Annotated in this window: 20 protein-coding genes; 9 read left to right on the top strand and 11 right to left on the bottom strand. The window is 54.6% G+C overall.

Translation table 11 applies throughout. From position 1 onward, the window contains the following. Positions 1-4 precede the first annotated feature (4 nt). Positions 5-649, top strand: coding sequence for a protein phosphatase CheZ (gene cheZ / locus OGY62_RS11790; protein WP_012131968.1), 645 nt, complete (start codon positions 5-7; stop codon positions 647-649). A gap of 44 nt (positions 650-693) precedes the next feature. Here cheZ and OGY62_RS11785 read toward each other — a convergent pair whose 3' ends face one another. From OGY62_RS11785 to OGY62_RS11770, 4 genes are all read right to left on the bottom strand, one after another. Beyond that, complete coding sequence (locus OGY62_RS11785) at positions 694-1,851, bottom strand: fimbrial protein (protein ID WP_219936939.1); 1,158 nt, start codon at positions 1,849-1,851, stop codon at positions 694-696. Then, positions 1,841-4,384: a fimbria/pilus outer membrane usher protein gene (locus tag OGY62_RS11780; RefSeq protein WP_233619284.1), complete on the bottom strand. Its 2,544-nt coding sequence runs from the start codon at positions 4,382-4,384 to the stop codon at positions 1,841-1,843. The genes OGY62_RS11785 and OGY62_RS11780 overlap by 11 nt, the downstream gene beginning before the upstream one ends. Positions 4,385-4,392: 8 nt before the next feature. Then, positions 4,393-5,085, bottom strand: a complete 693-nt coding sequence (locus OGY62_RS11775; RefSeq protein WP_012131972.1) for a fimbrial biogenesis chaperone — start codon at positions 5,083-5,085, stop codon at positions 4,393-4,395. Positions 5,086-5,234: 149 nt separating this feature from the next. Continuing rightward, on the bottom strand, positions 5,235-5,810 hold the full coding sequence (locus OGY62_RS11770; RefSeq protein ID WP_012131973.1) for a fimbrial protein: 576 nt from the start codon (positions 5,808-5,810) through the stop codon (positions 5,235-5,237). A 510-nt stretch (positions 5,811-6,320) separates the two neighbouring features. Here OGY62_RS11770 and flhB point away from each other — a divergent pair. From flhB to bglB, 5 genes are all read left to right on the top strand, one after another. Continuing rightward, on the top strand, positions 6,321-7,472 hold the full coding sequence (gene flhB / locus OGY62_RS11765; RefSeq protein ID WP_012131975.1) for a flagellar biosynthesis protein FlhB: 1,152 nt from the start codon (positions 6,321-6,323) through the stop codon (positions 7,470-7,472). Continuing rightward, positions 7,465-9,543 carry a flagellar biosynthesis protein FlhA gene (gene flhA, locus OGY62_RS11760; RefSeq protein WP_012131976.1) on the top strand — a complete coding sequence of 693 codons (2,079 nt, stop codon included), beginning with the start codon at positions 7,465-7,467 and terminating at the stop codon, positions 9,541-9,543. Before flhB ends, flhA begins: the two co-directional genes overlap by 8 nt. Continuing rightward, a complete protein-coding gene (gene flhE, locus OGY62_RS11755) occupies positions 9,543-9,935 on the top strand; it encodes a flagellar protein FlhE (RefSeq protein ID WP_104868534.1) in 393 nt (130 codons plus the stop codon). The genes flhA and flhE overlap by 1 nt, the downstream gene beginning before the upstream one ends. 261 nt (positions 9,936-10,196) lie before the next feature. Beyond that, on the top strand, positions 10,197-11,780 hold the full coding sequence (locus OGY62_RS11750) for an MFS transporter (protein ID WP_286459931.1): 1,584 nt from the start codon (positions 10,197-10,199) through the stop codon (positions 11,778-11,780). 4 nt (positions 11,781-11,784) lie between these two features. Continuing rightward, positions 11,785-12,924 (top strand): beta-galactosidase BglB, encoded by a 1,140-nt coding sequence (bglB, locus tag OGY62_RS11745; RefSeq protein ID WP_047463157.1) that lies wholly within the window; start codon positions 11,785-11,787, stop codon positions 12,922-12,924. A gap of 149 nt (positions 12,925-13,073) precedes the next feature. Here bglB and mrdA2 read toward each other — a convergent pair whose 3' ends face one another. Beyond that, positions 13,074-14,915 (bottom strand): peptidoglycan DD-transpeptidase MrdA2, encoded by a 1,842-nt coding sequence (mrdA2, locus tag OGY62_RS11740; RefSeq protein WP_286459929.1) that lies wholly within the window; start codon positions 14,913-14,915, stop codon positions 13,074-13,076. 285 nt (positions 14,916-15,200) lie between these two features. Then, positions 15,201-16,934, bottom strand: a complete 1,734-nt coding sequence (gene argS / locus OGY62_RS11735) for an arginine--tRNA ligase (protein WP_047463162.1) — start codon at positions 16,932-16,934, stop codon at positions 15,201-15,203. Positions 16,935-17,172: 238 nt separating this feature from the next. Between argS and OGY62_RS11730 the strand changes: the two genes are divergently transcribed. Then, positions 17,173-17,742: a VOC family protein gene (locus OGY62_RS11730; RefSeq protein WP_071258724.1), complete on the top strand. Its 570-nt coding sequence runs from the start codon at positions 17,173-17,175 to the stop codon at positions 17,740-17,742. Between the two features lie 33 nt (positions 17,743-17,775). Further along, the gene (cutC, locus tag OGY62_RS11725; RefSeq protein WP_110494129.1) at positions 17,776-18,522 is read left to right on the top strand and encodes a copper homeostasis protein CutC; all 747 of its coding nucleotides are present in this window, start codon (positions 17,776-17,778) and stop codon (positions 18,520-18,522) included. Between the two features lie 165 nt (positions 18,523-18,687). Here cutC and cmoB read toward each other — a convergent pair whose 3' ends face one another. The 5 genes from cmoB to OGY62_RS11700 are packed head-to-tail and all read right to left on the bottom strand — an operon-like array spanning position 18,688 to position 22,265. Continuing rightward, positions 18,688-19,656, bottom strand: a complete 969-nt coding sequence (gene cmoB / locus OGY62_RS11720) for a tRNA 5-methoxyuridine(34)/uridine 5-oxyacetic acid(34) synthase CmoB (protein WP_049010369.1) — start codon at positions 19,654-19,656, stop codon at positions 18,688-18,690. Further along, positions 19,653-20,396: a carboxy-S-adenosyl-L-methionine synthase CmoA gene (cmoA, locus tag OGY62_RS11715; protein ID WP_049010371.1), complete on the bottom strand. Its 744-nt coding sequence runs from the start codon at positions 20,394-20,396 to the stop codon at positions 19,653-19,655. The genes cmoB and cmoA overlap by 4 nt, the downstream gene beginning before the upstream one ends. Positions 20,397-20,436: 40 nt before the next feature. Continuing rightward, positions 20,437-20,832: an MAPEG family protein gene (locus tag OGY62_RS11710; RefSeq protein ID WP_012131989.1), complete on the bottom strand. Its 396-nt coding sequence runs from the start codon at positions 20,830-20,832 to the stop codon at positions 20,437-20,439. A 51-nt stretch (positions 20,833-20,883) separates the two neighbouring features. After that, positions 20,884-21,702, bottom strand: a complete 819-nt coding sequence (locus OGY62_RS11705) for a DUF72 domain-containing protein (protein WP_286459926.1) — start codon at positions 21,700-21,702, stop codon at positions 20,884-20,886. After that, positions 21,699-22,265 carry a hydrolase gene (locus tag OGY62_RS11700; protein ID WP_110494132.1) on the bottom strand — a complete coding sequence of 189 codons (567 nt, stop codon included), beginning with the start codon at positions 22,263-22,265 and terminating at the stop codon, positions 21,699-21,701. Before OGY62_RS11700 ends, OGY62_RS11705 begins: the two co-directional genes overlap by 4 nt. 265 nt (positions 22,266-22,530) lie before the next feature. Between OGY62_RS11700 and aspS the strand changes: the two genes are divergently transcribed. Beyond that, positions 22,531-24,303: an aspartate--tRNA ligase gene (gene aspS, locus OGY62_RS11695; protein WP_012131992.1), complete on the top strand. Its 1,773-nt coding sequence runs from the start codon at positions 22,531-22,533 to the stop codon at positions 24,301-24,303. Position 24,304: the final 1 nt, after the last annotated feature.

The raw sequence follows: 24,304 nt of genomic DNA, 5'->3' as shown, positions 1-24,304 counted from the left end.
GAGTATGATGCAACCACAAATTAAACCTGTTGATGAGCATTCAGCAGGGGACATCATTGCGCGCATCGGCAGTCTGACCCGAATGCTGCGTGACAGCCTGCGTGAACTGGGGCTGGATCAGGCGATAGCAGAAGCGGCGGAAGCGATTCCTGACGCGCGCGATCGTCTGGACTATGTTGTACAGATGACGGCGCAGGCGGCGGAACGTGCGCTGAACAGCGTTGAAGCCTCTCAGCCACACCAGGATGAAATGGAGAAGGGCGCAAAAGCGCTGACCAAACGCTGGGATGAGTGGTTCGAAAACCCGATTGAACTCGCCGACGCCCGCGAACTGGTTACGGATACGCGTAAATTCCTCGGTGATGTGCCGGGGCATACCAGCTTCACCAATGCGCAACTGCTGGACATCATGATGGCGCAGGATTTCCAGGATCTCACCGGTCAGGTTATCAAGCGCATGATGGATGTGATCCAGGAGATTGAGCGTCAGCTGCTGATGGTATTGCTGGAAAACATCCCTGAGCAAAATTCACGTCCGAAACGCGAGAATGAAAGCCTGCTCAATGGCCCACAGGTCGACACCACCAAAGCCGGCGTTGTCGCCAGCCAGGATCAGGTGGATGACCTGCTGGATAGTCTCGGGTTCTGATGCGGTAAGGTATCCTCAGGTTGTGCCGACAACCTGAGGAACGTTTAGCGCAGATCCATTTTTACCGTCACATTGCCCTCAAATTCGCCGGGCGCTGGCGTTGCGCTGGTCGTGCTCACCGGTGCGGCTTTGATGCGTACCGCGCCGTTACCTTGCTCATCCATCGTCACCGGAAATTCAAAGGTGCCGTCCAGCGCAACATTTTGGTTGTCCTCACTAAAGATTCTCACTCCCAGGTCGTCTCTGCCGAGCATTTTGGCTATCAGGGGATCGCTGCTGTCTACAACCCCCTGGTCGGCGCTGAGCGTTAGCTTGATTCTGTCGGTATTTCCCACGGCGTTGCCGTCGCAGTGGTAAGAGATATCAACGTTTTTCAGGGCGTAGCCTTCGGGAGGCTGACCCCTGGTGACAAACTGTTTACTCACAATTTTCCCCAGATCAACCTCAATGGTGCTTCCGGCATTAATCGTACAGCTCAGCGGGGCAGAGAGTGAGCCACTCAGCCAGATATTTGATACGTGCTGTGCGCTGCCAGCGTCGCAGCTTCCTGAGTCAAAATAGAGACAGGCGTAGTTTTGCACGAGTATCGTTGGGGGAATGACTTCGATACCGAGAATGGGCTTTTTGATATAAAACGTGGCGGCGATAACATTCCATCTGAACGTTCGCTTCGCGGGGGCGGGCGCGCCAGGATGGGTGCTGTCGCTACAGACGCTGGCGGAACCTTCGGTGGGTTTCATTGACTCGATCACTTTCCCCATCGACGACACCGGCGTCGGATACTGGTTAATGCTGATCTGAATCAGGCCGGTACCGTCCAGAGAATTAACGGCATCGCTATAACCTGCAACATCAATATCTATGTTTTCAGTCAGATAACCGTACCCGGCGATACCGGCATTAAGCGGGCTTCCGGCCAGCGTCAATTCCATTATTGCCGTTGATTCAAACACATTGCCAGGGCATGTGCAGTTTGCCTCCATTTCAACGCCGTTCCCGACAATATGCTCATCAAATTTAACAATATTGTTGGCCGTGTTGTCGTTTGCGTTGATTTCGTTGCTGAACGTGACGCTGTAATACTGTGGCGCGGTAAAGCAGTCACGCAGAATGGTCGCGGCCTGGGCTGTTGCGGACGCCATCAGGCAAAGACCTGCTGCGGACAATGAAAGACGTGCGTATTTTCCCATTTTACTTAACATTTTGCGGTTCCTGCTGACAAGTCGCGCTGAGGTAATGGATGCCGGTCGGGCTGACCGCGTGGTGTTCGCTATTCAGCGTGATGTGGGCTGTGCATTGTTGATCCTGTGAATTTCCCCATTTGACGCTTAACTGAACGTCGTCGGCGACCCCGGCCAGGTAGAGCGTGCCCGTATCATCCACGATGCCGCTGATGGCGAGGGCGTCGACCGTCGCCATCGCGCCAAAAGGCACCGTCATGCCATTCGGGCGGGTTAATTTTATGAGCGTGCGATAACCGACATGCGCATCAAAAGCGGCGGAAACGGCGGCATTGCGCGAAGGAATCACCGTCACGGCGGTTTCACTGGTATCAACGTCCTCCGGCAGACTGCTGGTGTCGACGCGAATCCGGTTTTCCTGATAGGGGCTTAATGACGGGATGATGGCGTTGCCTTGCCAGTCAGTCTGAATGCCGCGCTGGTTTTGGAAGCGTACGCCCGATGCGCCGTTGGCGTTGACGATAGCAAACTGACTGCCTAAAGGCTGAGCCAGCGTGACGCCGTGTGGATGGGCGACAATCGCACCGCTGACGCCGTAACTCAAGCGCTGCGTATCGTCAGAGGAGGTGTAGTAACCCGCATTGAGGTTGGCGTATTGTGAGCGATAGCTACCGTATACGCTGCTGGTGTCTGCGCCGTCATGGTTGGAATGGCTCTGCTGGAAGGCGTAATTCAGGCGTTCATCGTCCAGCAGAGTACCGTTTAACCCGATATTTTGCTGGGTGTAGCCATGCTTGTTATTGCTGATGTTATAGCTGCTCCAGGCCCCCGGTAGCCACTGACTTAACGGCACGCTGAAGCCGAAGGCGATCATCTGGTCGCTCTCTTCGCCGTTGCTTTTGCTGTAGGTATAAGCAAGGTGGACGCTGATATTTTTAATCGTGGTATTCAGGCCCGCCGAAATACTGCGCTCTTTGTAGGCGGTGCCCCAGTAATCCTGCTGATAACCGTTCAGGTAAAGGCTGGCGCCGGACACGTTCTGGCTTATGCTGGCCTGAATCCGGTTGCGTTTGTTAAAGCGAAACAGCAGATCATCTTCATGATCGTCGTACTTTTGATTCGCGTCGGCGAAACTGTAATAACCACGGGTAGAGTAGCGGTAGCTGGCCAGCGTAAAGTTTGTCTCCGTGGTATCAATTTTCCCTGAGTAGAGCAGGCGATAAGACTGGCCGGTGTGCTGAGTGTCATCATCAAGCCGGGTTTTCGCCAGCGTCACATCGGCGGAAAGCGACCCGACGATGCCAAGGGAGAGGCCAGCTCCGCTGTTCATCGCCTGATAATCCGGCGCGGCAGTCACGCCGCCGAACAGCGTGACGCTATTGTTCAGGCCATAAATGAGGCTACCCTGCACGAAGTCCGGTTCATTTTGTTCGCTCCCGCTGTCTGCGCGATAGCGACCCGCAGTAACTTCATATTTCATATGCCCAGGACGCTGCATCACGGCGACGCTGGAATAAGGCTGGGTAAAGTGGCGCTCTGTGCCATCGGCCTCTTTTACCGTGACTTCCAGATCGCCGCTGTTGGTCGTGGAATAAAGGTCGTTAATTTCAAATGCGCCGGGCGCGACGTTTTGCTGATAGATGAGATAACCGTTCTGACGTACCGACACTTCGGCGTTGGAGCTGGCGATGCCGCGAATCACCGGCGCGTAACCGCGCTGGCTGTAAGGCAGCATCTCTTCATCAGAGGCGATATTGACGCCACGGTATTGCAGACTGTCAAAAACGTCGCCCCGGGTGTTGCTTTCTCCCCCGGTAAACTGCGCTTTCAGGGCGTCAATATCGTGCTGCAAATAGGTGTTGATGGTTTCCCAGTGATGGCTGCCGTCAGTGTCGCTCCAGGTGGCGTAATTGCGCAGCCGCCAGCCGCCGATATTGGTGCCGCTGCGCATATTCAGGTACTGGTTAGTGGTGTTGTTTTGCGTGTCGTCCTGGTTTTGTGAACCGGAAAAGGCGTAGTCGACAAAGGCGACGGGGACGCCGTCATCCCAGCGTGACGGATCAATATAGCCTTTACCCGTGCCGGCAATGGCGGCCTGCGGGATGCTAAGGCGCAGCGTCATAACGGAGAAATCAAGCGTTGCCAGCGCCTGCGGGATATACGCGCTCAACGGTTCAGGCAGTGGCTTCGCCGCATTGAGTGCGGCTAATTCAGGATATTTATCGACCGCCACGCCCCATTTTCTTAGCATATCCGGCGTGAGCTGCGGCGTCAGTTCGCCGCCAGGCGTGCCGAGGTAGGTGATATCCGCATCATCCAGGCGCACATCGTTAATCATGACCCGGGAAGCGTAGACGCCGGGCAATTGCGCACTGGATTTAGAAAATAAGGAAAGATCGATATCCTGCTGCGTCAGCATATTCCCCTCCAGCGCAGAAGGCGAAAAGCGATACTCGCGCGCGTTCGCGACACAGGAAGAGACCAGCAACATACCGCCAAGGCAACGCACCAGTGGGGTGAGACGCTGACGTAAAAGAGGTGGGCCAAAAGCCATAAGGTGGTTTAATCCCGAGCCAGAGTGACAGTATATTTGTCAGAGGCGTTGCCGTAATCCGTAATGCAACGCCAGCTAACGGTGTTTCCCGAGGCGCTTTTCGGCACCGGGATTTGCACGCTGGACCTGGGAGTGACCATATCGGCTTTCTCAAGTCTGGTGTTGCCGAGCAGCAGACTGTCAAAGATGCTGTGAAACGCGCCTTCATTGACCACCGTTAACATTTCGCCGCGACGAACAAAATGCAGGTTCTTGCAGGTCTCGGTGGGCGTACCTTGCAAGCCCTTCGGACGCCAGAACAATTTCAGACGCGTTTTGTAAATCAGACGCAACACGTTTTTATCATCGTCTTCTTTGGCTGTACCGGGAATTGTGCGCACATTCATGTAGAACAGGGATTCCCGGTCTGTGGGAAGCGCGGTTCCATTCCAGGCAATACGCAGGCTTTGTTCTTTCTGCGGGTCAAGACGGAACAGTGGCGGCGTGACAATAAAAGGCCCACGCGTTTTACCGTCGCCGGTATCGGACCATGACTGGATCAGCCACGGCAGTTCCTTCTCTTTATTGACCAGCGGAAGGGCGACCTCTTTTTTCCCTGCGTCATAAATAATGCGCGTGCGGCCAACCTGAATTCCAGCGGCATGGCTAAATGATGTTAATATTACAGGGAGGCATAATAAAACCTGAGATACAGTACGCATAACCTTAACTTATATTAAGTGGACATATAAAAGCGGGGGAGATAATAGTCCGGGTCCATTTTCGGACTATTATCAGATTCGCCTTCCTGAAATAAATCTGTTAATGCCAGAAGATGCTATGGATTTTATCAATGAGTAAAGTCAGGTTATTAACGATAAAGTATATTTACGGTCATGTCCGCATCGGCCGGGCCCGCAGTGACGGTTTGCGCGAATGATTTATAACGGGCATTGAAATTCGCCTGAACAGAGTCGCCCGTCAGAGTGGGTAATTCGATAAACACCTGTCCTTCTCCACCATCCATTGTAATGAGTTGCGTGTCTTTATTTTCCGGGCTAACGGCAATACCGACCCCTGTTGCCGCCGTATCTCCGGCGGTAGTGATTTTACTGACATCCAGTAATGTCGAAGAACCTGTCAGGGCGGTTGTCCCGTTAAACGTTAACTGAACGGCGGGCAGACCATCGCTTTTAAGTGGGCAATCCACTAATACAATGGAAAAGGGGGCAAGCGTTGATTCAGTTCCTGGAGTGGAAAAAAGCGAGGTGGGGTAAGTACCTAATGGCACGGTGCTGTTCGTTCCATCATCGCCCTGAATCTCACAACTGGGTTCGATAATTTGTCCTGTGAAGTGAATCGTACCGGCATTCAGTTCGGCGGCGAAGGTTCCCGTTGACGCCAGTGCCAGCAGTGCGCCTGATATAATATGTCCTCTTGCGTTCATAACTGTAGTTCCTTAACGGTGATATCCATGATATGAAATTGTTCAGTCTCAGATGGGATGAATTTATTGCAAATAGAAAACGGGGTCAATATTAAATTATATCTATATGTGTGAATTTAAAATATATTCTGTGAATCAATGAAGGCTATTATACCGTCAGTGTCGCCTGCTTTCTGTGCATAAATATTGTAATAAAGTATTTTTTCTCTGGTGAAAAGATAAATTGAAGAAATGAAAACCAGGTAATATATTTTAAAGACTTCTTTAATCTTGATGACAGAAAGCGAAATTAACCTCCGTAATACAGGTTTATATAAATGCTCATTGTATTTTATGTCAATGAAATGTGATCCCACTTCCCTTATTCCGAAAATAAGACGCCTGACCGGCAGAGAAAATCCGCTTGCTGACAAACAAGACAAAAAGAGGGCGTTATGGGGGCTATTCCGCCTATTGACTGCGGCGTGTTCTGGCATGATCGATGCAACGTAATGGCAGCAGGCGTATGCAGTGGCAGAAGAGAGCGACGACGACAAAACAGAAGCCCCCACACCCCACCGACTTGAAAAAGCGCGGGAGGAAGGGCAAGTCCCCCGATCGAAGGAGTTGACCTCACTGCTGATTTTGCTGGTGGGCGTTTGCATTATCTGGATCGGCGGTGAGTCGCTGGCGCGTCGCCTGGCGGGGATGTTGTCGGCTGGGCTGCGTTTCGATCACAGCATGGTGAACGACCCCAATTTGATCCTCGGGCAGATTATTTTGCTGATTAAAGAGGCGATGATTGCGTTGCTGCCGCTCATCACCGGCGTTGTGCTGGTCGCGCTGATCTCGCCGGTCATGCTCGGCGGCCTGATTTTCAGCGGTAAATCACTGCAACCCAAATTTTCAAAACTGAATCCGCTATCGGGGATTAAACGCATGTTCTCCGCCCAGACCGGCGCGGAACTGCTGAAAGCAATCCTGAAATCGACGCTGGTGGGAAGCGTGGCGGGGTTTTATCTCTGGCACCACTGGCCGGAGATGATGCGCCTGATGGCGGAATCTCCGGTTACGGCGATGGGCAATGCGCTTGATTTAGTCGGGCTGTGCGCGCTTCTGGTTGTACTGGGCGTGATTCCGATGGTGGCGTTTGACGTCGTCTTTCAGATCTTCAGTCACCTGAAGAAACTGCGGATGTCGCGTAAAGATATTCGCGATGAATTTAAAGAGAGTGAAGGCGATCCGCACATCAAAGGGAAAATTCGCCAGATGCAGCGTGCGGCTGCGCAGCGGCGCATGATGGAAGATGTGCCCAAAGCGGATGTCATCGTGACTAACCCGACGCATTACTCGGTTGCGTTGCAGTACGACGAAAACAAAATGAGTGCGCCAAAAGTGGTCGCCAAAGGCGCGGGACTGGTGGCGCTGCGCATTCGCGAAATCGGCGCGGAACATCGGGTGCCGACCTTAGAAGCGCCCCCGCTGGCGCGCGCCTTGTATCGGCATGCTGAAATTGGTCAGCAAATCCCCGGCCAGCTCTATGCCGCAGTGGCAGAAGTGCTGGCATGGGTATGGCAGCTCAAACGCTGGCGTCTTGCCGGTGGACAACGTCCTCCACAACCTGAAAATCTTCCTGTGCCTGAAGCACTGGATTTTATGAACGAGAAGAATACTGATGGCTAATCTGGTCGCGATGCTGCGCCTGCCCAGCAACCTGAAATCCACGCAATGGCAAATTCTTGCCGGGCCGATCCTTATCCTGCTGATTTTGTCGATGATGGTGCTGCCGCTGCCCGCCTTCATCCTCGACCTGCTGTTCACCTTTAATATCGCGCTGTCGATCATGGTGCTGTTGGTGGCGATGTTCACCCAGCGCACGCTGGAATTTGCCGCATTCCCGACAATATTGCTTTTCACCACGCTGTTGCGCCTGGCGCTGAACGTGGCGTCAACCCGTATCATCCTGATGGAAGGGCATACCGGCGCAGCGGCGGCGGGGAAGGTGGTCGAGGCGTTTGGTCACTTCCTGGTCGGCGGCAACTTTGCGATCGGTATCGTGGTGTTCGTCATTCTCGTCATCATCAACTTTATGGTTATCACCAAGGGCGCCGGGCGTATCGCGGAAGTGGGCGCGCGTTTTGTGCTGGACGGGATGCCCGGTAAACAGATGGCGATCGACGCCGACCTGAACGCTGGTCTGATTGGCGAAGATGAAGCGAAAAAACGTCGTGCTGAAGTGACGCAGGAAGCGGATTTCTACGGGTCAATGGACGGTGCGAGTAAGTTTGTGCGCGGGGATGCCATCGCCGGTATCTTAATCATGGTCATTAACATCGTGGGCGGCCTGCTGGTGGGGGTTCTGCAACACGGGATGGACATGGGGCACGCGGCGGAAAGTTACACCCTGCTGACGATCGGCGACGGCCTGGTGGCGCAAATCCCGGCGCTGGTGATCTCTACGGCGGCGGGCGTTATCGTCACCCGCGTGAGCACCGACCAGGATGTGGGCGAACAGATGGTGGGGCAACTGTTCAGCAACCCGAGCGTGATGCTGCTCAGCGCATCGGTTCTCGGCCTGCTTGGTCTGGTGCCGGGGATGCCAAACCTGGTGTTCCTGATGTTTACGGCGGCGCTATTGGGCCTTGCCTGGTGGCTGCGCGGGCGTGAACAAAAACCACCGGCAGAGCCGCAGGCCGTCAAGATGCCGGAAAATAATTCAGTAGTTGAAGCCACCTGGAACGATGTACAACTTGAAGATTCGCTGGGCATGGAGGTGGGCTACCGCCTGATCCCGATGGTGGATTTCCAGCAGGACGGCGAACTGCTCGGGCGAATCCGCAGTATTCGTAAAAAGTTTGCCCAGGATATGGGCTTCCTGCCGCCGGTGGTACACATTCGCGACAATATGGACTTACAGCCAGCGCGCTATCGCATTCTGATGAAAGGGGTAGAAATTGGCAGCGGCGACGCCTATCCGGGGCGCTGGCTGGCGATTAACCCTGGCACGGCGGCGGGAACGCTGCCGGGCGAACAGACGGTTGATCCCGCTTTTGGCCTGGACGCCATCTGGATCGAAAGCGCGCTGAAAGAGCAGGCGCAGATTCAGGGCTTCACCGTGGTGGAAGCCAGTACCGTCGTGGCGACGCATCTTAACCACTTGATTGGTCAGTTTGCCGCAGAGTTGTTTGGTCGCCAGGAGGCGCAGCAACTGCTGGATCGCGTATCACAAGAGATGCCAAAGCTGACGGAAGATTTGGTGCCTGGCGTTGTAACGCTCACGACCCTGCATAAAGTGTTGCAGAACCTGCTGGATGAAAAAGTGCCGATCCGTGATATGCGCACAATTCTGGAAACGCTGGCGGAACATGCGCCGTTGCAGAGCGATCCGCATGAATTAACCGCCGTGGTGCGTGTGGCGCTGGGCAGGGCGATTACGCAGCAGTGGTTCCCGGGCAATGACGAAGTGCAGGTGATTGGGCTGGATACTCCGCTGGAGCGCCTGCTGTTGCAGGCGTTACAGGGCGGTGGCGGCCTTGAACCGGGGCTGGCCGATCGCTTGCTGGCGCAAACTCAGGAGGCGCTGTCCCGTCAGGAAATGCTGGGCGCGCCGCCGGTTCTGCTGGTGAACCACGCGCTACGCCCGCTGCTGTCGCGCTTTTTACGCCGGAGTTTGCCGCAGCTGGTGGTGTTGTCGAACATGGAGCTTTCTGATAATCGCAACATCCGTATGACGGCGACAATTGGAGGGAAATAATGCGTAAGTTACTCGGTTTATTGTTATTTCCGCTGGCGGTACAGGCCGCCGGAGAAGGGGCATGGCAGGCCAGCAGTATCGGCATTACCCTGAACCATCGTGGGGTGTCGGCGTCGTCTGCTCCATTGTCGTCAGGCCAGCCGGTGTCCGGTTTAATGACGCTGGTCGCCTGGCGCTATGAACTGAATGGCCCGACGCCGGCGGGGCTTCGGGTGCGTTTGTGTTCACAGTCCCGTTGCGTGGAGCTGGACGGACAGAGCGGAACCACCCACGGGTTCGCGAATGTGCCTGCCGCTGAACCGTTGCGCTTCGTGTGGGAGGTGCCGGGCGGCGGGCGACTGATTCCCGCATTAAAAGTGCAGCGTAATCAGGTGATTGTAAACTATCGTTAACTCCCCGCGCCAACAGCAGCCAGCAGACAACGTGCTGGCCGCCTCACAATTTTGACCCCATCTTTTGATTCAATAGAAACGCTGTTTTATAAATCGGTGACGCGCGTTGCCAGACTCTTTGTATTTTTGCCATCTCGTCTGATGGCGTGGCAAAAATGAAAAGGTTTCACTTCCTGTTAGCTTTTACTGTGGCCGTGTAAAAACTCCCTTTGGCGAAGCCAATATGCCGGGGGTCTCCCAACAATTTGCAGGGTTAACGGCATGAAAACACGTAAAATTGGATTGGCGAATTATTTAGCCTATGGTTCGGGCGATTTTCTGGGCGCAGGAACCACTGCATTAACCGCCGCATGGTTACTCTATTTCTACACGACCTTCTGTGGCCTTACGCCGATTGAGGCGACATTCATTTTCGCTGCCGCGAGGGTTCTGGATGCGGTCGTCAGCCCGCTGATGGGCTTTCTGACCGATAACTTCGGTTCGACCTGGTTCGGCAGACGCTTTGGCCGTCGTAAGTTCTTTATTCTGCTTGGTATTCCATGCGTCTTTAGCTACTCGCTCATGTGGGTTGGCGATATGGGATTCTGGTACTACCTGCTGACTTATCTGCTGTTCGACATTGTCTACACCATGATTCTTGTCCCTTACGAGACGCTGGTGCCGGAAATGACCGATGACTTCAAACAGAAGACCCGGTTCTCCGGGGCGCGTATCTCAATGGCGCAGATGTCCGCGATTCTGGCCTCGTTCCTGCCGGGCATCCTGCTGACTGCCTTTGGTAAAGACAACCCCATTTCTTTTTTCTATGCCAGCCTGGTGTTCTCGGTGCTGTGCGCGCTGATGCTGACTTTTGTGTGGTTCTTTACCTGGGAGCGCCCGCGCGAAGAGTGGACGGAGGCGGCGCTGCGCGCGGAGGAAGAGAAGAAAAGCCTGACGTTCAGCCAGAGTATGAGCCGTTTGTTTGTTGAGCTGAGCTCGACGCTGCGCATCAAGATTTTCCGCCAGCATCTGGGGATGTATCTTGGGGGATATATCGCACAGGACGTCTTTAACGCCGTCTTTACCTGGTATGTTGTTTTTGTCCTGATGCAGGAAGCCTCACTGGCGTCGAGTCTGCTCGGTACGATGGCTATCTTCCAGTTCATTGCGGTGATTGCCATGATCCCGCTGTGCATTCGCTTCGGGCCTGCGCCGTCATACCGGATGGTCGTGGTGCTCTTTGGTCTGAGTTCTCTCTCTTATGCCGTTCTTTATTATGCGGGCTTAAGCGATGTTTATTCGCTGCTGCTGCTGATTTCAGCGCTGGCGGGGCTTGGTCGCGGCGGGATCAACTATGTGCCGTGGAATACCTACACCTATATTGCCGATGTTGATGAGGTGATTACCGGTCAACGGCGGGAAGGGATCTTCGCGGGCATCATGACGCTGACCCGTAAAGCCTCTCAGGCCGGGGCCGTCATGCTGGTCGGGATTGTGATGCAGATGTCTGGTTTTGTCTCAGGGCAGAGCATACAGCCTGAAGCGGTCAGTTATACCATTCTGCTGATTCTGAGCTGCGGCACGCTGTCCGTGCTGGCCTTTGGTTTCCTGGTTTCTTTGCGTTTCAAACTGAATTTGCAAACGCACGGCACCCTGCGTGAAGAGACCGCCAAAATGCGTGAGTCGGGCCGGGTGATGCCGGAAGCCATCACGCCGCAGGCGCGTGCGACCGTCGAGATGCTCTCCGGTATGCCGTATGAATCACTGTGGGGTAACAACAATATTGGTTATCTGAACCGTAATAAACCTGCGGCGCCTTCGCTTCAACAGGGCGCTGCGCTGAATTCGACATTGAACAGAGGTTAAGGATATGAAAGTTTGGCCCGTCAAACACAGCCCATTATTACGTCAGCCGGAGCGATTTATCTCCCGGGAAGCGCTGCAAGCCTTGATTCAGACGGTGACGAACAATCTGGTCAATATCAGGGATGAGAGCGGACAATTTCTGCTGCGCCTGGACGATGGCCGGGTGATTGATACCAAAGGCTGGGCAGGATGGGAGTGGACGCATGGCGTCGGTCTGTACGGTATGCATCAGTATTATCAACAGACCGGTGATGAGAAAATGCGCGACATTATCGATAACTGGTTTGCCGAGCGTTTCGCCGAAGGCGCGACCACCAAAAACGTTAACACGATGGCGCCGTTTTTGACGCTGGCGTATCGCTATGAAGAGACGCGTAACCCGGCGTATCTGCCCTGGCTTGAGTCCTGGGCGGAGTGGGCGATGAATGAGATGCCGCGCACCGATCATGGCGGTATGCAGCACATGACGCTGGCGGAAGAAAACCATCAGCAGATGTGGGATGACACGCTGATGATGACGGTGATGCCGCTGGCGAAGATTGGCAAACTGCTCAACCGCCCGGAGTATGTGGAAGAGGCAATTTATCAGTTCCTGCTGCACGTACAGAATCTGATGGATAAAGAGACCGGTCTGTGGTTCCACGGCTGGAGCTATGATGGACATCATAACTTTGCCAGGGCTCGCTGGGCGCGGGGTAACAGTTGGCTTACCATCGTGATTCCAGATTTCCTGGAACTGGTCGATTTGCCGGAGAAGAACGCGGTACGCCGCTATCTGATTCAGGTTCTGAACGCGCAGATCGCCGCGCTGGCAAATTGTCAGGATGAGAGTGGGCTATGGCATACCCTGCTGGACGATCCTGATTCCTATCTGGAGGCCTCGGCAACGGCGGGGTTCGCCTACGGCATTCTGAAAGCGGTGCGTAAACGCTATGTTGGGGCGGAATATGCGCAGACGGCTGAAAGCGCGATTCGCGGTATCGTGAAACACATTTCGCCGGAAGGCGAGTTGCTGCAAACGTCCTTTGGCACGGGAATGGGGCACGATCTGGATTTCTATCGCGACATTCCGCTGACATCGATGCCGTACGGGCAGGCGATGGCGATACTGTGTCTGACGGAGTATTTGCGTAAGTATTTTTGAGGGGGACGCCCGATGGCGCTGCGCTTATCGGGCCTACGGTTCGACGCAGTTTGTAGGCCGGATAAGGCGTTACGCCGCCATCCGGCATGTTGGCCGGTATATTCACCGTAGGCCGGATAAGGCGTTACGCCGCCATCCGGCATGTGCTGTTATTGCGGCGCAAAAAGGTGATCCATGATTTGCCGCATCACCGGCGCGGCGGTCACGCCGTCGCTGCCGCCGTTTTCCAGAATCAACGCCACCGCGACTTTCGGGTTTTTATACGGCGCGAAAGCGGTGTAAAACACATGGTCGCGCAGACGGATGGGGATCATTTTCGCATTATAGGTCTGGTTTTCTTTCAGACTGAACACTTGCGAAGTGCCGCTTTTGGCTGCAATACCGTAGGGCGCGGTGTGGAAGAATTTATAACCGGTGCCGTTCGGCGCATTCGCCATACCAAACATCGCCTGTCGCACCAGCCCCCAATAAGGCGAGGCGGCATCGGCAATCTGCGTTTCCGTCTGAGGTGCCTGCCAGGGCATGACGGTCTTGCCGGACACTTCACTCTGAAGCAGGTGAGGGGCGATCACTTTCCCGTTGTTGATCAGCGCTACCATCGCTTTCACCATCTGGATCGGCGTGGCAATCCAGTATCCCTGGCCGATACCGACTGAAATCGTATCCCCCTGATACCAGGCTTTTTTATGTACTCTCTCTTTCCACTCGCGGCTGGGCAGCAGGCCGTTATACTCTTCATCCAGATCGATACCGGTGGGCTTACCGTAACCAAATTGACCGAGCATGGTGTTAATGCGATCGATCCCCATCATCCAGGCAACCTGATAGAAAAAGGTGTCGGCGGATTCTTCAATCGCTTTGGTGACATCCAGCATACCGTGGCCGGTTTTTTTCCAGTCGCGGTAATGGCGTTGCGTGCCGGGGAGCGTCCAGGTCGGCGCGCCGAAGAAGGTGGTTTGCGGCGTGATAACGCCGTTTAACAGCGCAGACATCGCGATATAAGGTTTCACCGTGGAGGCGGGCGGGTACAGCCCCTGGGTGACGCGGTTAATCAACGGCAGATCTTTATCATACAGTAACCTGCCATAGTCCTGATGGCTGATGCCCTTCACAAACGGGTTTGGGTCATAGCTGGGCGTGGAGACCATCGCCAGCACTGAACCGTCGTGGGGATCTTCGACCAGCACTGCCGCGCGCTGACCGGCAAGCAGGCTTTCTATATATTCCTGTAGATGTAAATCCAGCGTCAGGTGGATGTCTTTGCCGGCAACGGGCGGGACATTTTTTAACAGGCGCACGATGCGTCCGTGGTTATCCACTTCGACCTCCCGGTAGCCCGTTTTGCCGTGCAGATCATTTTCGTAATAGCGTTCAATGCCCTGCTTACCGATGTTGTGATCGGCGGCATAGTTTTCAGCCAGACCTTTTTCATCCAGCGCTTTCAGGTCGCTGTCGTTAATCTTCGACACGTAACCGAGCACATGTGCCAGCTCCGCGCCGTAGGGGTACTGACGGTCTTCATAACTGTTGATCGTCACGCCGTTGAAATGGAACTGGTTAACGGAAAAGCGGGCAATTTCGACGTCCGACAGCGCGTTTTTCAATACCACCGGGCGATAGCGGCTGCCTGATTTCAACGCATGGTGAAAGGCCGCAATATCATCAGGCGTGAGATCCACGAGAGGGGTAAGCTGACGTAACAGCGCGTCCATGTCGGCAATTTTGTATGGGGTGACGGAAATATCATACCAGGTGATATTACGCACCAGCGGAATACCGTTGCGATCGTAGATGATGCCGCGCGTCGGGGCGACGGGCAGCATTTTGATGTCATTTTCGTTTGAACGGGTTGTGTAATACTGATGCTGACGGATTTGTAAATCGTAGAGATTGACAATCAGGACGCCAAAGCAGACAACCACCAGGCCAAAGGCCACTATCACGCGTCTCAGAAAGAGTTTTTCTTCCGCAGCAAAATCTTTAAACGTCATTGTCCACACCCGATAAATTCGCCGCCTAATAATACGGAGGCGTCACCGGCATGACAGACAAAAGATGTTCCATCTCTCTACGGAAATGTGTCATTCCTTGTGAGTCGTTACAAATTACAGTTAACGTAGCCGTTTCTCGTAGGCTGGATAAGGCGTTTGCGCCGCCATCCGGCAAGGTGCGCCTTACCGCCTGATGGCGCTTCGCTTATCAGGCCTACGAGGGCGGTCATTCGGGAAAATAAAAAACCCGCGACATAGCGCGGGTTTTCACATCACTCGATGTGATTACATCCGTTCTACGGTCTCAATACCCAGCGTATCCAGACCCAGTTTCAGCGTTTTCGCGGTCAGTTGCGCCAGTTTCAGACGGCTGTTACGAACCTCTTCGTTTTCCGCGCTGAGGATCGGGCAGTGCTCGTAGAAGCCAGAGAACAAACCGGCAACGTCATACAGGTAGGCGCACATCACATGCGGCGTACCTTCACGCGCGACTACGGTCAGCGTTTCTTCAAACTGCAACAGGCGAGCAGCCAGCTGGGCTTCGCGATCTTCACGGATAACGACCGGCGCGCTGGACAGGGCGCTCTCGTCAATCTCCGCTTTACGGAACACGGACAGCACGCGGGTATAGGCATACTGCATATATGGCGCGGTATTGCCTTCGAACGCCAGCATGTTGTCCCAGTCGAAGATGTAGTCAGTAGTGCGGTTTTTGGAGAGATCCGCATATTTCACCGCGCCGATACCAACCGCGTTAGCCAGTTTTTCCAACTCGTCGGCAGGCATATCCGGGTTCTTCTCGGCCACCAGACGGCGTGCGCGTTCCAGCGCTTCATCCAGCAGATCGGCCAGCTTCACCGTACCGCCCGCGCGGGTTTTGAACGGCTTGCCGTCTTTACCGAGCATCATGCCGAACATATGGTGTTCCAGCGGCACGGAATCCGGCACGTAACCGGCTTTGCGTACGATGGTCCATGCCTGCATCAGGTGCTGATGCTGGCGGGAGTCGATGTAGTACAGCACGCGATCCGCATGCAGCGTTTCATAGCGGTATTTCGCGCAGGCGATGTCGGTGGTGGTGTAGAGATAGCCGCCATCTTTCTTCTGAATGATCACGCCCATCGGTTCGCCTTCCTTGTTTTTATATTCATCAAGGAAAACAACGGTTGCGCCTTCGCTTTCAACCGCCAGGCCCTGAGCTTTCAGGTCGGCGACGATGCCAGGCAGCATCGGGTTATACAGGCTTTCACCCATCACATCGTCACGGGTTAACGTAACGTTCAGGCGATTGTAGGTGATCTGGTTCTGCGTCATGGTGATGTCGACCAGCTTGCGCCACATGTCGAGGAAGTACGGGTCGCCGCCCTGTAGTTTCACCACGTAGTTACGTGCGCGCTCGGCGAACGCTTCGTCTTCATCGTAATGTTTTTTCGCATCACGGTAGAAACCTTCGAGGTCGGCCAGCGCCATTTCACCTGCGTTTTCCTGCTGCTGTTTTTCCAGCCAGGCGATAAGCATACCGAACTGTGTTCCCCAGTCGCCGACGTGGTTAGCGCGGATAACGTGATGGCCGAGGAACTCCAGCGTGCGCACGGCGGCATCGCCGATGATGGTGGAGCGCAGGTGGCCGACATGCATCTCTTTCGCGACGTTAGGCGCGGAGTAGTCGATAACCACGGTCTGTTTCGCAGGCTTAGCCACGCCCAGACGTTCAGAAGCCAGCGCCTGTTGAACATGTTCAGCAAGAAATGCCGGGTCGAGGAAAATATTGATAAAGCCAGGACCTGCGATTTCAACCTTGCTGGCGATGCCGTTGAGATCCAGATGAGTCAGCACCTGCTCTGCAAGTTGTCGCGGCGCCATACCCAGTTTTTTAGCAACTGCCATCATGCCGTTGGCCTGATAGTCGCCGAACTGTACTTTTGCTGACTGACGAACCTGCGGTTCGCAATTTGCAGGCGCGCCTGCAACAATCATGGCCTGACTAACTTTTTCTGAGAGAAGAGCCTGAATATTCACCGGAATACCTTACGTGTAAGACGCGGATTAACTGAGTCCGCGCCAGTTTAAGAATTTAGGGCGGGAGTATACTGCAAATGCCCGTTGGCGTCAGCATTACGCGCGCGCCGTATCGCTGGAAATATGCGCAATAAAATTATGCATAAGCATTCATTTTATATTCAAAGAAATCAGCGGTTGGTTGGCGATGCACAACAGAGTAAATTAGCGACTTTGTACACCGATAAGAGTTTTGATTATGGCGAACTGGCAGACTATTGACGAACTGCATGATATTTCCGCAGATTTACCGCGATTCACTCTGGCGTTCAGAGAACTTTCCACTCGCCTCGGTCTGGATTTCGCACCGCTTGAAGCCGATCACATTTCTTTGCGCTGCCACCAGAATGCGACCGCTGAGCGCTGGCGTCGCGGATTTGAACAGTGCGGCGCGCTGCTGTCGGAAAATATCATCAACGGCAGGCCGATCTGCCTGTTTAAGTTACATGAGCCTGTTTGCGTCGAACACTGGCGGTTTTCGATTGTTGAATTGCCGTGGCCGGGTGAAAAACGCTACCCGCATGAAGGCTGGGAGCATATCGAAATTGTCCTCCCGGGCGAGCCGGAGAGCCTGAACGCGCGGGCGCTGGCGCTGTTGTCCGACGAGGGGCTGAGCCAGCCGGGCATTGTCGTGAAAACCAGTTCGCCGAAAGGGGCGCGCGAGCGTCTGCCGAACCCGACGCTGGCCGTGACCGACGGCAAGGTGACCATTAAATTTCATCCCTGGTCAATTGAGGCCATTGTGGCAAGCGAACAGTCAGCCGACTGACGTGACGCGCGAAAACGCTAAAAAGGAGTGAACATGGCGTTACTGGAGATCTGTTGTTACAGCATGGAATGTGCGCTCACCGCGCAGCAAAATGGCGCGGATCGCATTGAATTGTGCGCGGCGCCGAAAGAGGGGGGACTGACGCCGTCGTTGGGCGTGCTGCGCACGGTTCGCCAGCATGTTGCGATTGCGGTGCATCCCATTATTCGTCCTCGCGGCGGCGACTTCTGTTATACCGATGGTGAATTTGCCGCAATGCTTGAGGATGTGCGTACCGTCAGAGAACTGGGATTTCCCGGTCTGGTTACTGGCGTGCTGGATGTCGATGGCAATGTGGATCTCGCGCGAATGGAGAAAATAATGGCCGCCGCCGGGCCGCTGGCCGTCACCTTTCATCGCGCGTTTGATATGTGCGCTAATCCATTCAATGCACTGAAGAATCTCGCGGATTTGGGTGTCGCCAGAGTGCTCACTTCAGGGCAAAAATCAGATGCGGTGCACGGTTTGCCAATAATTATGGAACTTATTGCGCAGGGTGATGCTCCAATCATTATGGCCGGAGCAGGGGTACGTTCAGAGAATCTGCAACGTTTCCTTGATGCCGGGGTGCAGGAAGTGCACAGCTCCGCTGGAGCGTGGCAAGCCTCATCAATGCGTTATCGCAATCATGGATTGTCCATGTCAACTGACGCACAAGCGGACGAGTATTCGCGCTATGCGGTAGACGGGGCGGCGGTTGCTGAAATGAAAGGAGTCATTGTGCGCCATCAGGCCAATTGATTTTTACCGTTGCATCATGTCGCCCAATATGATGCTTGCTCGTACCAGGCCCCTGCCATTTCAACAGGGGCCTTTTTTTGCGCTTTTTATGCCTGATGGCGGCTGTGCCTTATCAGGCCTACGGGGTTTGTAGGCCCGGTAAGCGTAGTGCCACCGGGCAATCAATTACGGCTTGCGCGCAATTAGCACCGCGCGCAGCGGGGCAGGGTAACCTTCGACGGTTTTACTGTGGTCATTCGGATCGAGGAAATCAGCCAGCGACTCGGTGACCATCCACCCGGTGCGACGCTGCTCCTCGGTGGAGGTCACGCAGACATCGGCAATCCGCACATCGACAAAACCACATTTCTCCAGCCAGTTTTTCAGCGCCAGCGCGGAAGGGATAAAGTAGACGTTGCGCATCTGCGCATAGCGGTCGCCTGGCACCAGCACGGTGTTTTCATCGCCTTCCACCACCAGGGTTTCCAGCACCAGTTCGCCGTCTTTCACCAGTTGATCTTTCAACTGCCAGAGATGTTCCAGCGGAGAACGACGGTGGTAAAGCACGCCCATTGAAAAGACGGTATCAAACGCATTCAGCGCCGGAAGCTGCTCAATACCCAGCGGCAACAGATGCGCGCGCTGGTCGTTGCCCAACAATTTTCGTACCGCTTCAAACTGACACAGGAACAACTGCGTCGGGTCGATTCCCACGGCAAGATGCGCGCCCGCGCCAATCATGCGCCACATGTGATATCCGCTGCCGCAGCCGACATCCAGAATGGTGCGGCCGGTCAGATCGGACAGGTGCGGCAAAACGCGATCCCATTTCCAGTCGGAACGCCATTCGGTATCAATATTGATGCCATACAGAGAGAACGGGCCTTTACGCCACGGCATCAGGTTTCGCAGCAGGGTGTCGATACGCTTAAGCTGGCCTTCGCTCAACGGCGTTTCGCTTTCGGCAGTGACGCTGTGCAATAAATCCAGACGGTACGGCGTTAATTCCGGCAGGAACTCCACCGCGTTCGACCACTGCTTAAACAGACCATGCTGATCGCGCTGCCAGGTCGCGATTTGCGCAGGCAGGGTTTCCAGCCAGTGAGAAAGCGGGCTTTTGGCAATCAGCTGATAAAAGTTACCGAACTCGATCATGCGGGCACCCCGGACTTCAGCGCCACCAGCGAACCAAAGTTGAAGCACTGGAACCACAGTTCGCTATGCTCGAAACCAGCCTGATGCAGACGCGCTTTGTGGGTTTCAACCGAGTCGGTCAGCATGACGTTTTCCAGCATACTGCGCTTCTGGCTGATCTCCAGTTCGCTGTAGCCGTTGGCGCGTTTAAAGTCATGGTGCATATTGAACAGCAATTCGCCAACCGTTGTGTCTTCAAAGCTGAACTTTTCCGACAGCACCAGCGCGCCGCCCGGATTCAGACCCTGATAAATCTTATCCAGCAAGGCCTGGCGCTCAAGCGGCTCAAGGAATTGCAGGGTAAAATTCAGCACCACCATTGAGGCATTCTCGATGCTGATGTCGCGAATATCGCCTTCCACAATCTCAACCGGGGTCGGGGCTTTGTAAGCGTCGATATGACGGCGGCAGCGTTCAATCATCGCCGGGGAGTTGTCGACGGCGATGATTTTACAGTTGGCATGATGAATATTACGACGCACCGAGAGCGTCGCAGCGCCCAGTGAACAGCCTAAATCGTAGACCTGCGTATTGGGTTGTACGAAGCGTTCGGCCAGCATGCCAATCATGGAGATGATATTGGAGTAGCCGGGAACAGAGCGCTGGATCATATCCGGGAAGACTTCAGCTACCCGTTCATCAAAGGTCCAGTCGCCCAGACTGGCGATAGGCGCAGAAAAAAGCGTGTCGCGGTGAGACATAACGTAAAAATCCGGGAAAAATAAAGTGGCGTATTGTGCGCTAATGCAAGGAGAAAACCAACTCCCAGGGCATATACCAAAGATTCGCCAGCACCATCAGCAACAAGGCGCACCAGGTCGCACTCATCCCGGAACGCCGCCAGCGAAACAGACGGTGGTGGAAACCGTAATAATGCATCAGCCGACCAGCGATTAAAATAATCCCGCAGATATGCACCATCCATGTTTCGGCGCCGTTCATTTCCATAAACAGCAGCAGCGCGACAGCGATAGGAATATATTCCACCGCATTACCGTGAATGCGGATGGCGCTTTGCAGTTCGCTAAAACCGCCGTCACCGTAGGCAACGCGATACAGCATCCTTAGTCGGACAACATCAAAAGAGAACTTCATCAACAACAACGCACCTAATACGGTATATAGCGCGCTTACCATACAAACTCCCTTTAAAATGCCTGATGGCACTGTCTATGATAGGTGGCAATTTCAGAAAAGAGAAGATTGCTGTGGAATAGACGGTGCGGTTCCAATGCCGGGCAAGGCCGCGCGTAAATCTCCCCATAATGTATTCACTAACTCGGGAGCCTGCGCGATATCTGGCGTGTGTAGAAAAAGATACGGCGTAGAGGTCGTTTCCCACTGCGGGAGTTTCGCCAGCCAGTCGGCAAAAAATGTCTGATTCTGCACCATATTGTCGCTGCCGATGAACCTGATCAACGGATGCTTCGCGGTCACGATGGCATGGACCGGCACTTTAGGTTTTTTGCGTTGCGCTTCGCGAATGGCCTGGTTATGAGGATGCGCGGCATGTACCGGGCGGCTGTCGAGGATCACCCGATTCACCTCGCGTTCAACCAGGCCGCGATTGAGCTGTTGTTCTTCCTCGCCTTTGGCGAAAAACACGGGATGGCGCACTTCGACGCCATAGGTGAATGCCTTTGGCAACGCGTCAAGAAAGCGCCAGAGCGCAGGGAGGTCGCGCGGTGAAAACGTCGCGGGGAGTTGCAGCCAGTACTGACCAATTCTTGCTTCCAGCGGCGACATGCGGGTAAAAAATTCCTGCACAAGATCGTCGCAGTTACGCAGCGCGGCCTGATGCGAAATCGTTGCGGGGAACTTAAAGCAGAAGCGAAAATCGTCCGTTGTTTGCGCATGCCAGCGTTCGACAATTTCTGCTTTCGGCAGCGCATACAGGGTGGTGTTGCCCTCCACACAGTTAAAGTGGCGGGCATACTCTTCAAGACTGGTGATACCCAGACGCACCCATTTAGGATGCGACCATTGCGGTAATCCGATGTAGATCATAACGCGTTAAGGATCTCCTCCACGCTGCGCACTCTGGCGATACGCGGAAAAATATGTGTCATGCTGCTTTGATGCTGTTCCGTGCTGGCGGCGCTACAGGCATCTTCGGCGATCACCAGACCAAAACCCAGCTCCCAGGCGTTACGCGCGGTGGATTCTACGCCGATATTGGTGGAGATGCCGCACAGCACGATGGTGTCGACTCCCCGGCGGCGTAATTGTAACTCAAGATCGGTGCCATAGAACGCGCCCCATTGACGCTTGGTGACTTCCAGGTCACTGTCGCCTTTACCGAGCGCCGCCGGGTAACGCCACCAGTTTTCCGGCAGCGCGTTGGCTGGCGCCCGGGCATCGACGGGTTGCTTTAACGCGTCGGCATAATCGTCGGACCAGCCGACGCGAACCATCACCACCGGCGAGCCGTTTGCCCGACATTTTGCGGCCAGTTTCGCTGCGCGGGCGACAACATCGCTTGCCGCATGGGGGCCGCCAGCGAAAGGTAAGATCCCTTCCTGTAAATCAATAACGACCAGGGCAGTGGTTGCGGCGTTCAGTTCCAGCATGATGACTCCTGTAAAATAGATGATTCCGCTACACCTTAAGCGCGTTCCCGAAGGAAAGTGACGACAAATATTGTTAATTTTTGTGAGAATACGCAATAACCGCGTAGCAAACACGCGTACAGTCAGTATCGGACTTATCGTGCGGCAGAATTTCCAGTATAATAGCCGCCTTTTTTCATTCAGTTGTGACATTCAGCTAAAGCTGCGACAACGTCGCCTGTAAAGCAGGCAACAATCCGCCAGCGGCTAAGTTAAGGGATATCTCATGCGTACAGAATATTGCGGACAGCTACGTCTGTCCCACGTGGGGCAGCAGGTGACTCTGTGTGGTTGGGTCAACCGTCGTCGTGATCTTGGTAGCCTGATCTTTATCGATATGCGCGACCGCGAAGGTATCGTACAGGTCTTCTTTGATCCGGATCGTGCGGATGCGTTAAAGCTGGCTTCTGAACTGCGTAATGAGTTCTGTATCCAGGTGACCGGCACCGTGCGTGCGCGTGACGAGAAAAACGTCAACGCCGACATGGCGACGGGCGAAATCGAAGTGCTGGCGTCCGATTTGACGATCATCAACCGTGCAGATTCTCTGCCGCTTGACTCTAATCACGTCAATACCGAAGAAGCGCGTCTGAAATACCGTTATCTGGATCTGCGTCGCCCGGAAATGGCTCAACGCCTGAAAACCCGTGCCAAAATCACCAGCCTGGTGCGTCGTTTTATGGACGACCACGGCTTCCTCGACATCGAAACCCCGATGTTGACCAAAGCGACGCCGGAAGGCGCGCGTGACTACCTGGTGCCTTCGCGCGTTCATAAAGGTAAATTCTACGCGCTGCCGCAGTCTCCGCAGTTGTTCAAACAGCTGCTGATGATGTCCGGTTTTGACCGCTACTATCAGATCGTAAAATGCTTCCGTGATGAAGATTTACGTGCTGACCGTCAGCCTGAATTTACCCAGATCGACGTCGAGACCTCCTTCATGACTGCGCCGCAGGTGCGTGAAGTGATGGAAGCGCTGGTACGCCATCTGTGGCAGGAAGTGAAAGGCGTGGATCTGGGCGACTTCCCGATCATGACCTTCGCCGAAGCCGAACGCCGTTACGGTTCCGATAAACCGGACCTGCGTAACCCGATGGAACTGGTGGACGTTGCCGACCTGCTGAAATCTGTAGAGTTCGCCGTCTTTGCCGGCCCGGCTAACGATCCGAAAGGTCGCGTAGCGGCCCTGCGCGTGCCGGGTGGCGCAAGCTTAAGCCGTAAGCAGATCGACGACTACGGCAATTTCATTAAGATCTACGGCGCGAAAGGGCTGGCTTATATTAAAGTCACCGAACGCGCGAAAGGTCTGGAAGGCATCAACAGCCCGGTGGCGAAGTTCCTGAATGCGGAAATCGTGGAAGCGATTCTGGATCGTACCGCTGCACAAGACGGCGATATGATTTTCTTCGGCGCCGACAACAAAAAAGTGGTTGCCGATGCGCTGGGCGCGCTGCGTCTGAAAGTGGGTAAAGATCTGAACCTGACCGACGAAGCCAAATGGGCGCCGCTGTGGGTTATCGACTTCCCGATGTTTGAAGATGACGGCGAAGGCGGCCTGACGGCGATGCACCATCCGTTCACCTCACCGAAAGACCTGACCGCCGCCGAGCTGAAAGCCGCGCCGGAAAACGCGGTTGCTAACGCCTATGATATGGTGATCAACGGTTATGAAGTCGGTGGTGGTTCCGTGCGTATCCACAGTGGCGACATGCAGCAGACCGTGTTTGGTATTCTGGGCATTAATGAGCAGGAACAGCGCGAAAAATTCGGCTTCCTGCTGGATGCGCTGAAATACGGTACGCCGCCGCATGCGGGTCTGGCGTTTGGTCTGGACCGTCTGACTATGCTGCTGACCGGCACCGACAATATCCGTGACGTTATCGCCTTCCCGAAAACGACTGCCGCTGCCTGTCTGATGACCGAAGCGCCAAGTTTCGCGAACCCGGCAGCGCTGGCTGAGCTGGGTATTGATGTCGTTAAGAAGGCCGAGAATAACTGAT

The organism is Citrobacter sp. CK198, assembly GCF_030333295.1.
GTDB lineage: Bacteria > Pseudomonadota > Gammaproteobacteria > Enterobacterales > Enterobacteriaceae > Citrobacter_B > Citrobacter_B koseri.
Note: the sequence above shows the minus strand (reverse complement) of the source record. Positions and strands in the feature narration are given on the sequence as shown.

What these genes read in the sequence shown, in the direction of transcription:
- OGY62_RS11785 (WP_219936939.1), bottom strand. Translation starts at nt 1,851, where the DNA reads ATGTTAAGTAAAATGGGAAAATACGCACGTCTTTCATTGTCCGCAGCA.
- OGY62_RS11705 (WP_286459926.1), bottom strand. Translation starts at nt 21,702, where the DNA reads ATGATCTACATCGGATTACCGCAATGGTCGCATCCTAAATGGGTGCGT.
- aspS (WP_012131992.1), top strand. Translation starts at nt 22,531, where the DNA reads ATGCGTACAGAATATTGCGGACAGCTACGTCTGTCCCACGTGGGGCAG.
- OGY62_RS11770 (WP_012131973.1), bottom strand. Translation starts at nt 5,810, where the DNA reads ATGAACGCAAGAGGACATATTATATCAGGCGCACTGCTGGCACTGGCG.
- OGY62_RS11750 (WP_286459931.1), top strand. Translation starts at nt 10,197, where the DNA reads ATGAAAACACGTAAAATTGGATTGGCGAATTATTTAGCCTATGGTTCG.
- OGY62_RS11780 (WP_233619284.1), bottom strand. Translation starts at nt 4,384, where the DNA reads ATGGCTTTTGGCCCACCTCTTTTACGTCAGCGTCTCACCCCACTGGTG.
- OGY62_RS11710 (WP_012131989.1), bottom strand. Translation starts at nt 20,832, where the DNA reads ATGGTAAGCGCGCTATATACCGTATTAGGTGCGTTGTTGTTGATGAAG.
- cheZ (WP_012131968.1), top strand. Translation starts at nt 5, where the DNA reads ATGATGCAACCACAAATTAAACCTGTTGATGAGCATTCAGCAGGGGAC.
- cmoA (WP_049010371.1), bottom strand. Translation starts at nt 20,396, where the DNA reads ATGTCTCACCGCGACACGCTTTTTTCTGCGCCTATCGCCAGTCTGGGC.
- OGY62_RS11775 (WP_012131972.1), bottom strand. Translation starts at nt 5,085, where the DNA reads ATGCGTACTGTATCTCAGGTTTTATTATGCCTCCCTGTAATATTAACA.
- OGY62_RS11730 (WP_071258724.1), top strand. Translation starts at nt 17,173, where the DNA reads ATGGCGAACTGGCAGACTATTGACGAACTGCATGATATTTCCGCAGAT.
- cmoB (WP_049010369.1), bottom strand. Translation starts at nt 19,656, where the DNA reads ATGATCGAGTTCGGTAACTTTTATCAGCTGATTGCCAAAAGCCCGCTT.
- cutC (WP_110494129.1), top strand. Translation starts at nt 17,776, where the DNA reads ATGGCGTTACTGGAGATCTGTTGTTACAGCATGGAATGTGCGCTCACC.
- mrdA2 (WP_286459929.1), bottom strand. Translation starts at nt 14,915, where the DNA reads ATGACGTTTAAAGATTTTGCTGCGGAAGAAAAACTCTTTCTGAGACGC.
- flhE (WP_104868534.1), top strand. Translation starts at nt 9,543, where the DNA reads ATGCGTAAGTTACTCGGTTTATTGTTATTTCCGCTGGCGGTACAGGCC.
- OGY62_RS11700 (WP_110494132.1), bottom strand. Translation starts at nt 22,265, where the DNA reads ATGCTGGAACTGAACGCCGCAACCACTGCCCTGGTCGTTATTGATTTA.
- flhA (WP_012131976.1), top strand. Translation starts at nt 7,465, where the DNA reads ATGGCTAATCTGGTCGCGATGCTGCGCCTGCCCAGCAACCTGAAATCC.
- bglB (WP_047463157.1), top strand. Translation starts at nt 11,785, where the DNA reads ATGAAAGTTTGGCCCGTCAAACACAGCCCATTATTACGTCAGCCGGAG.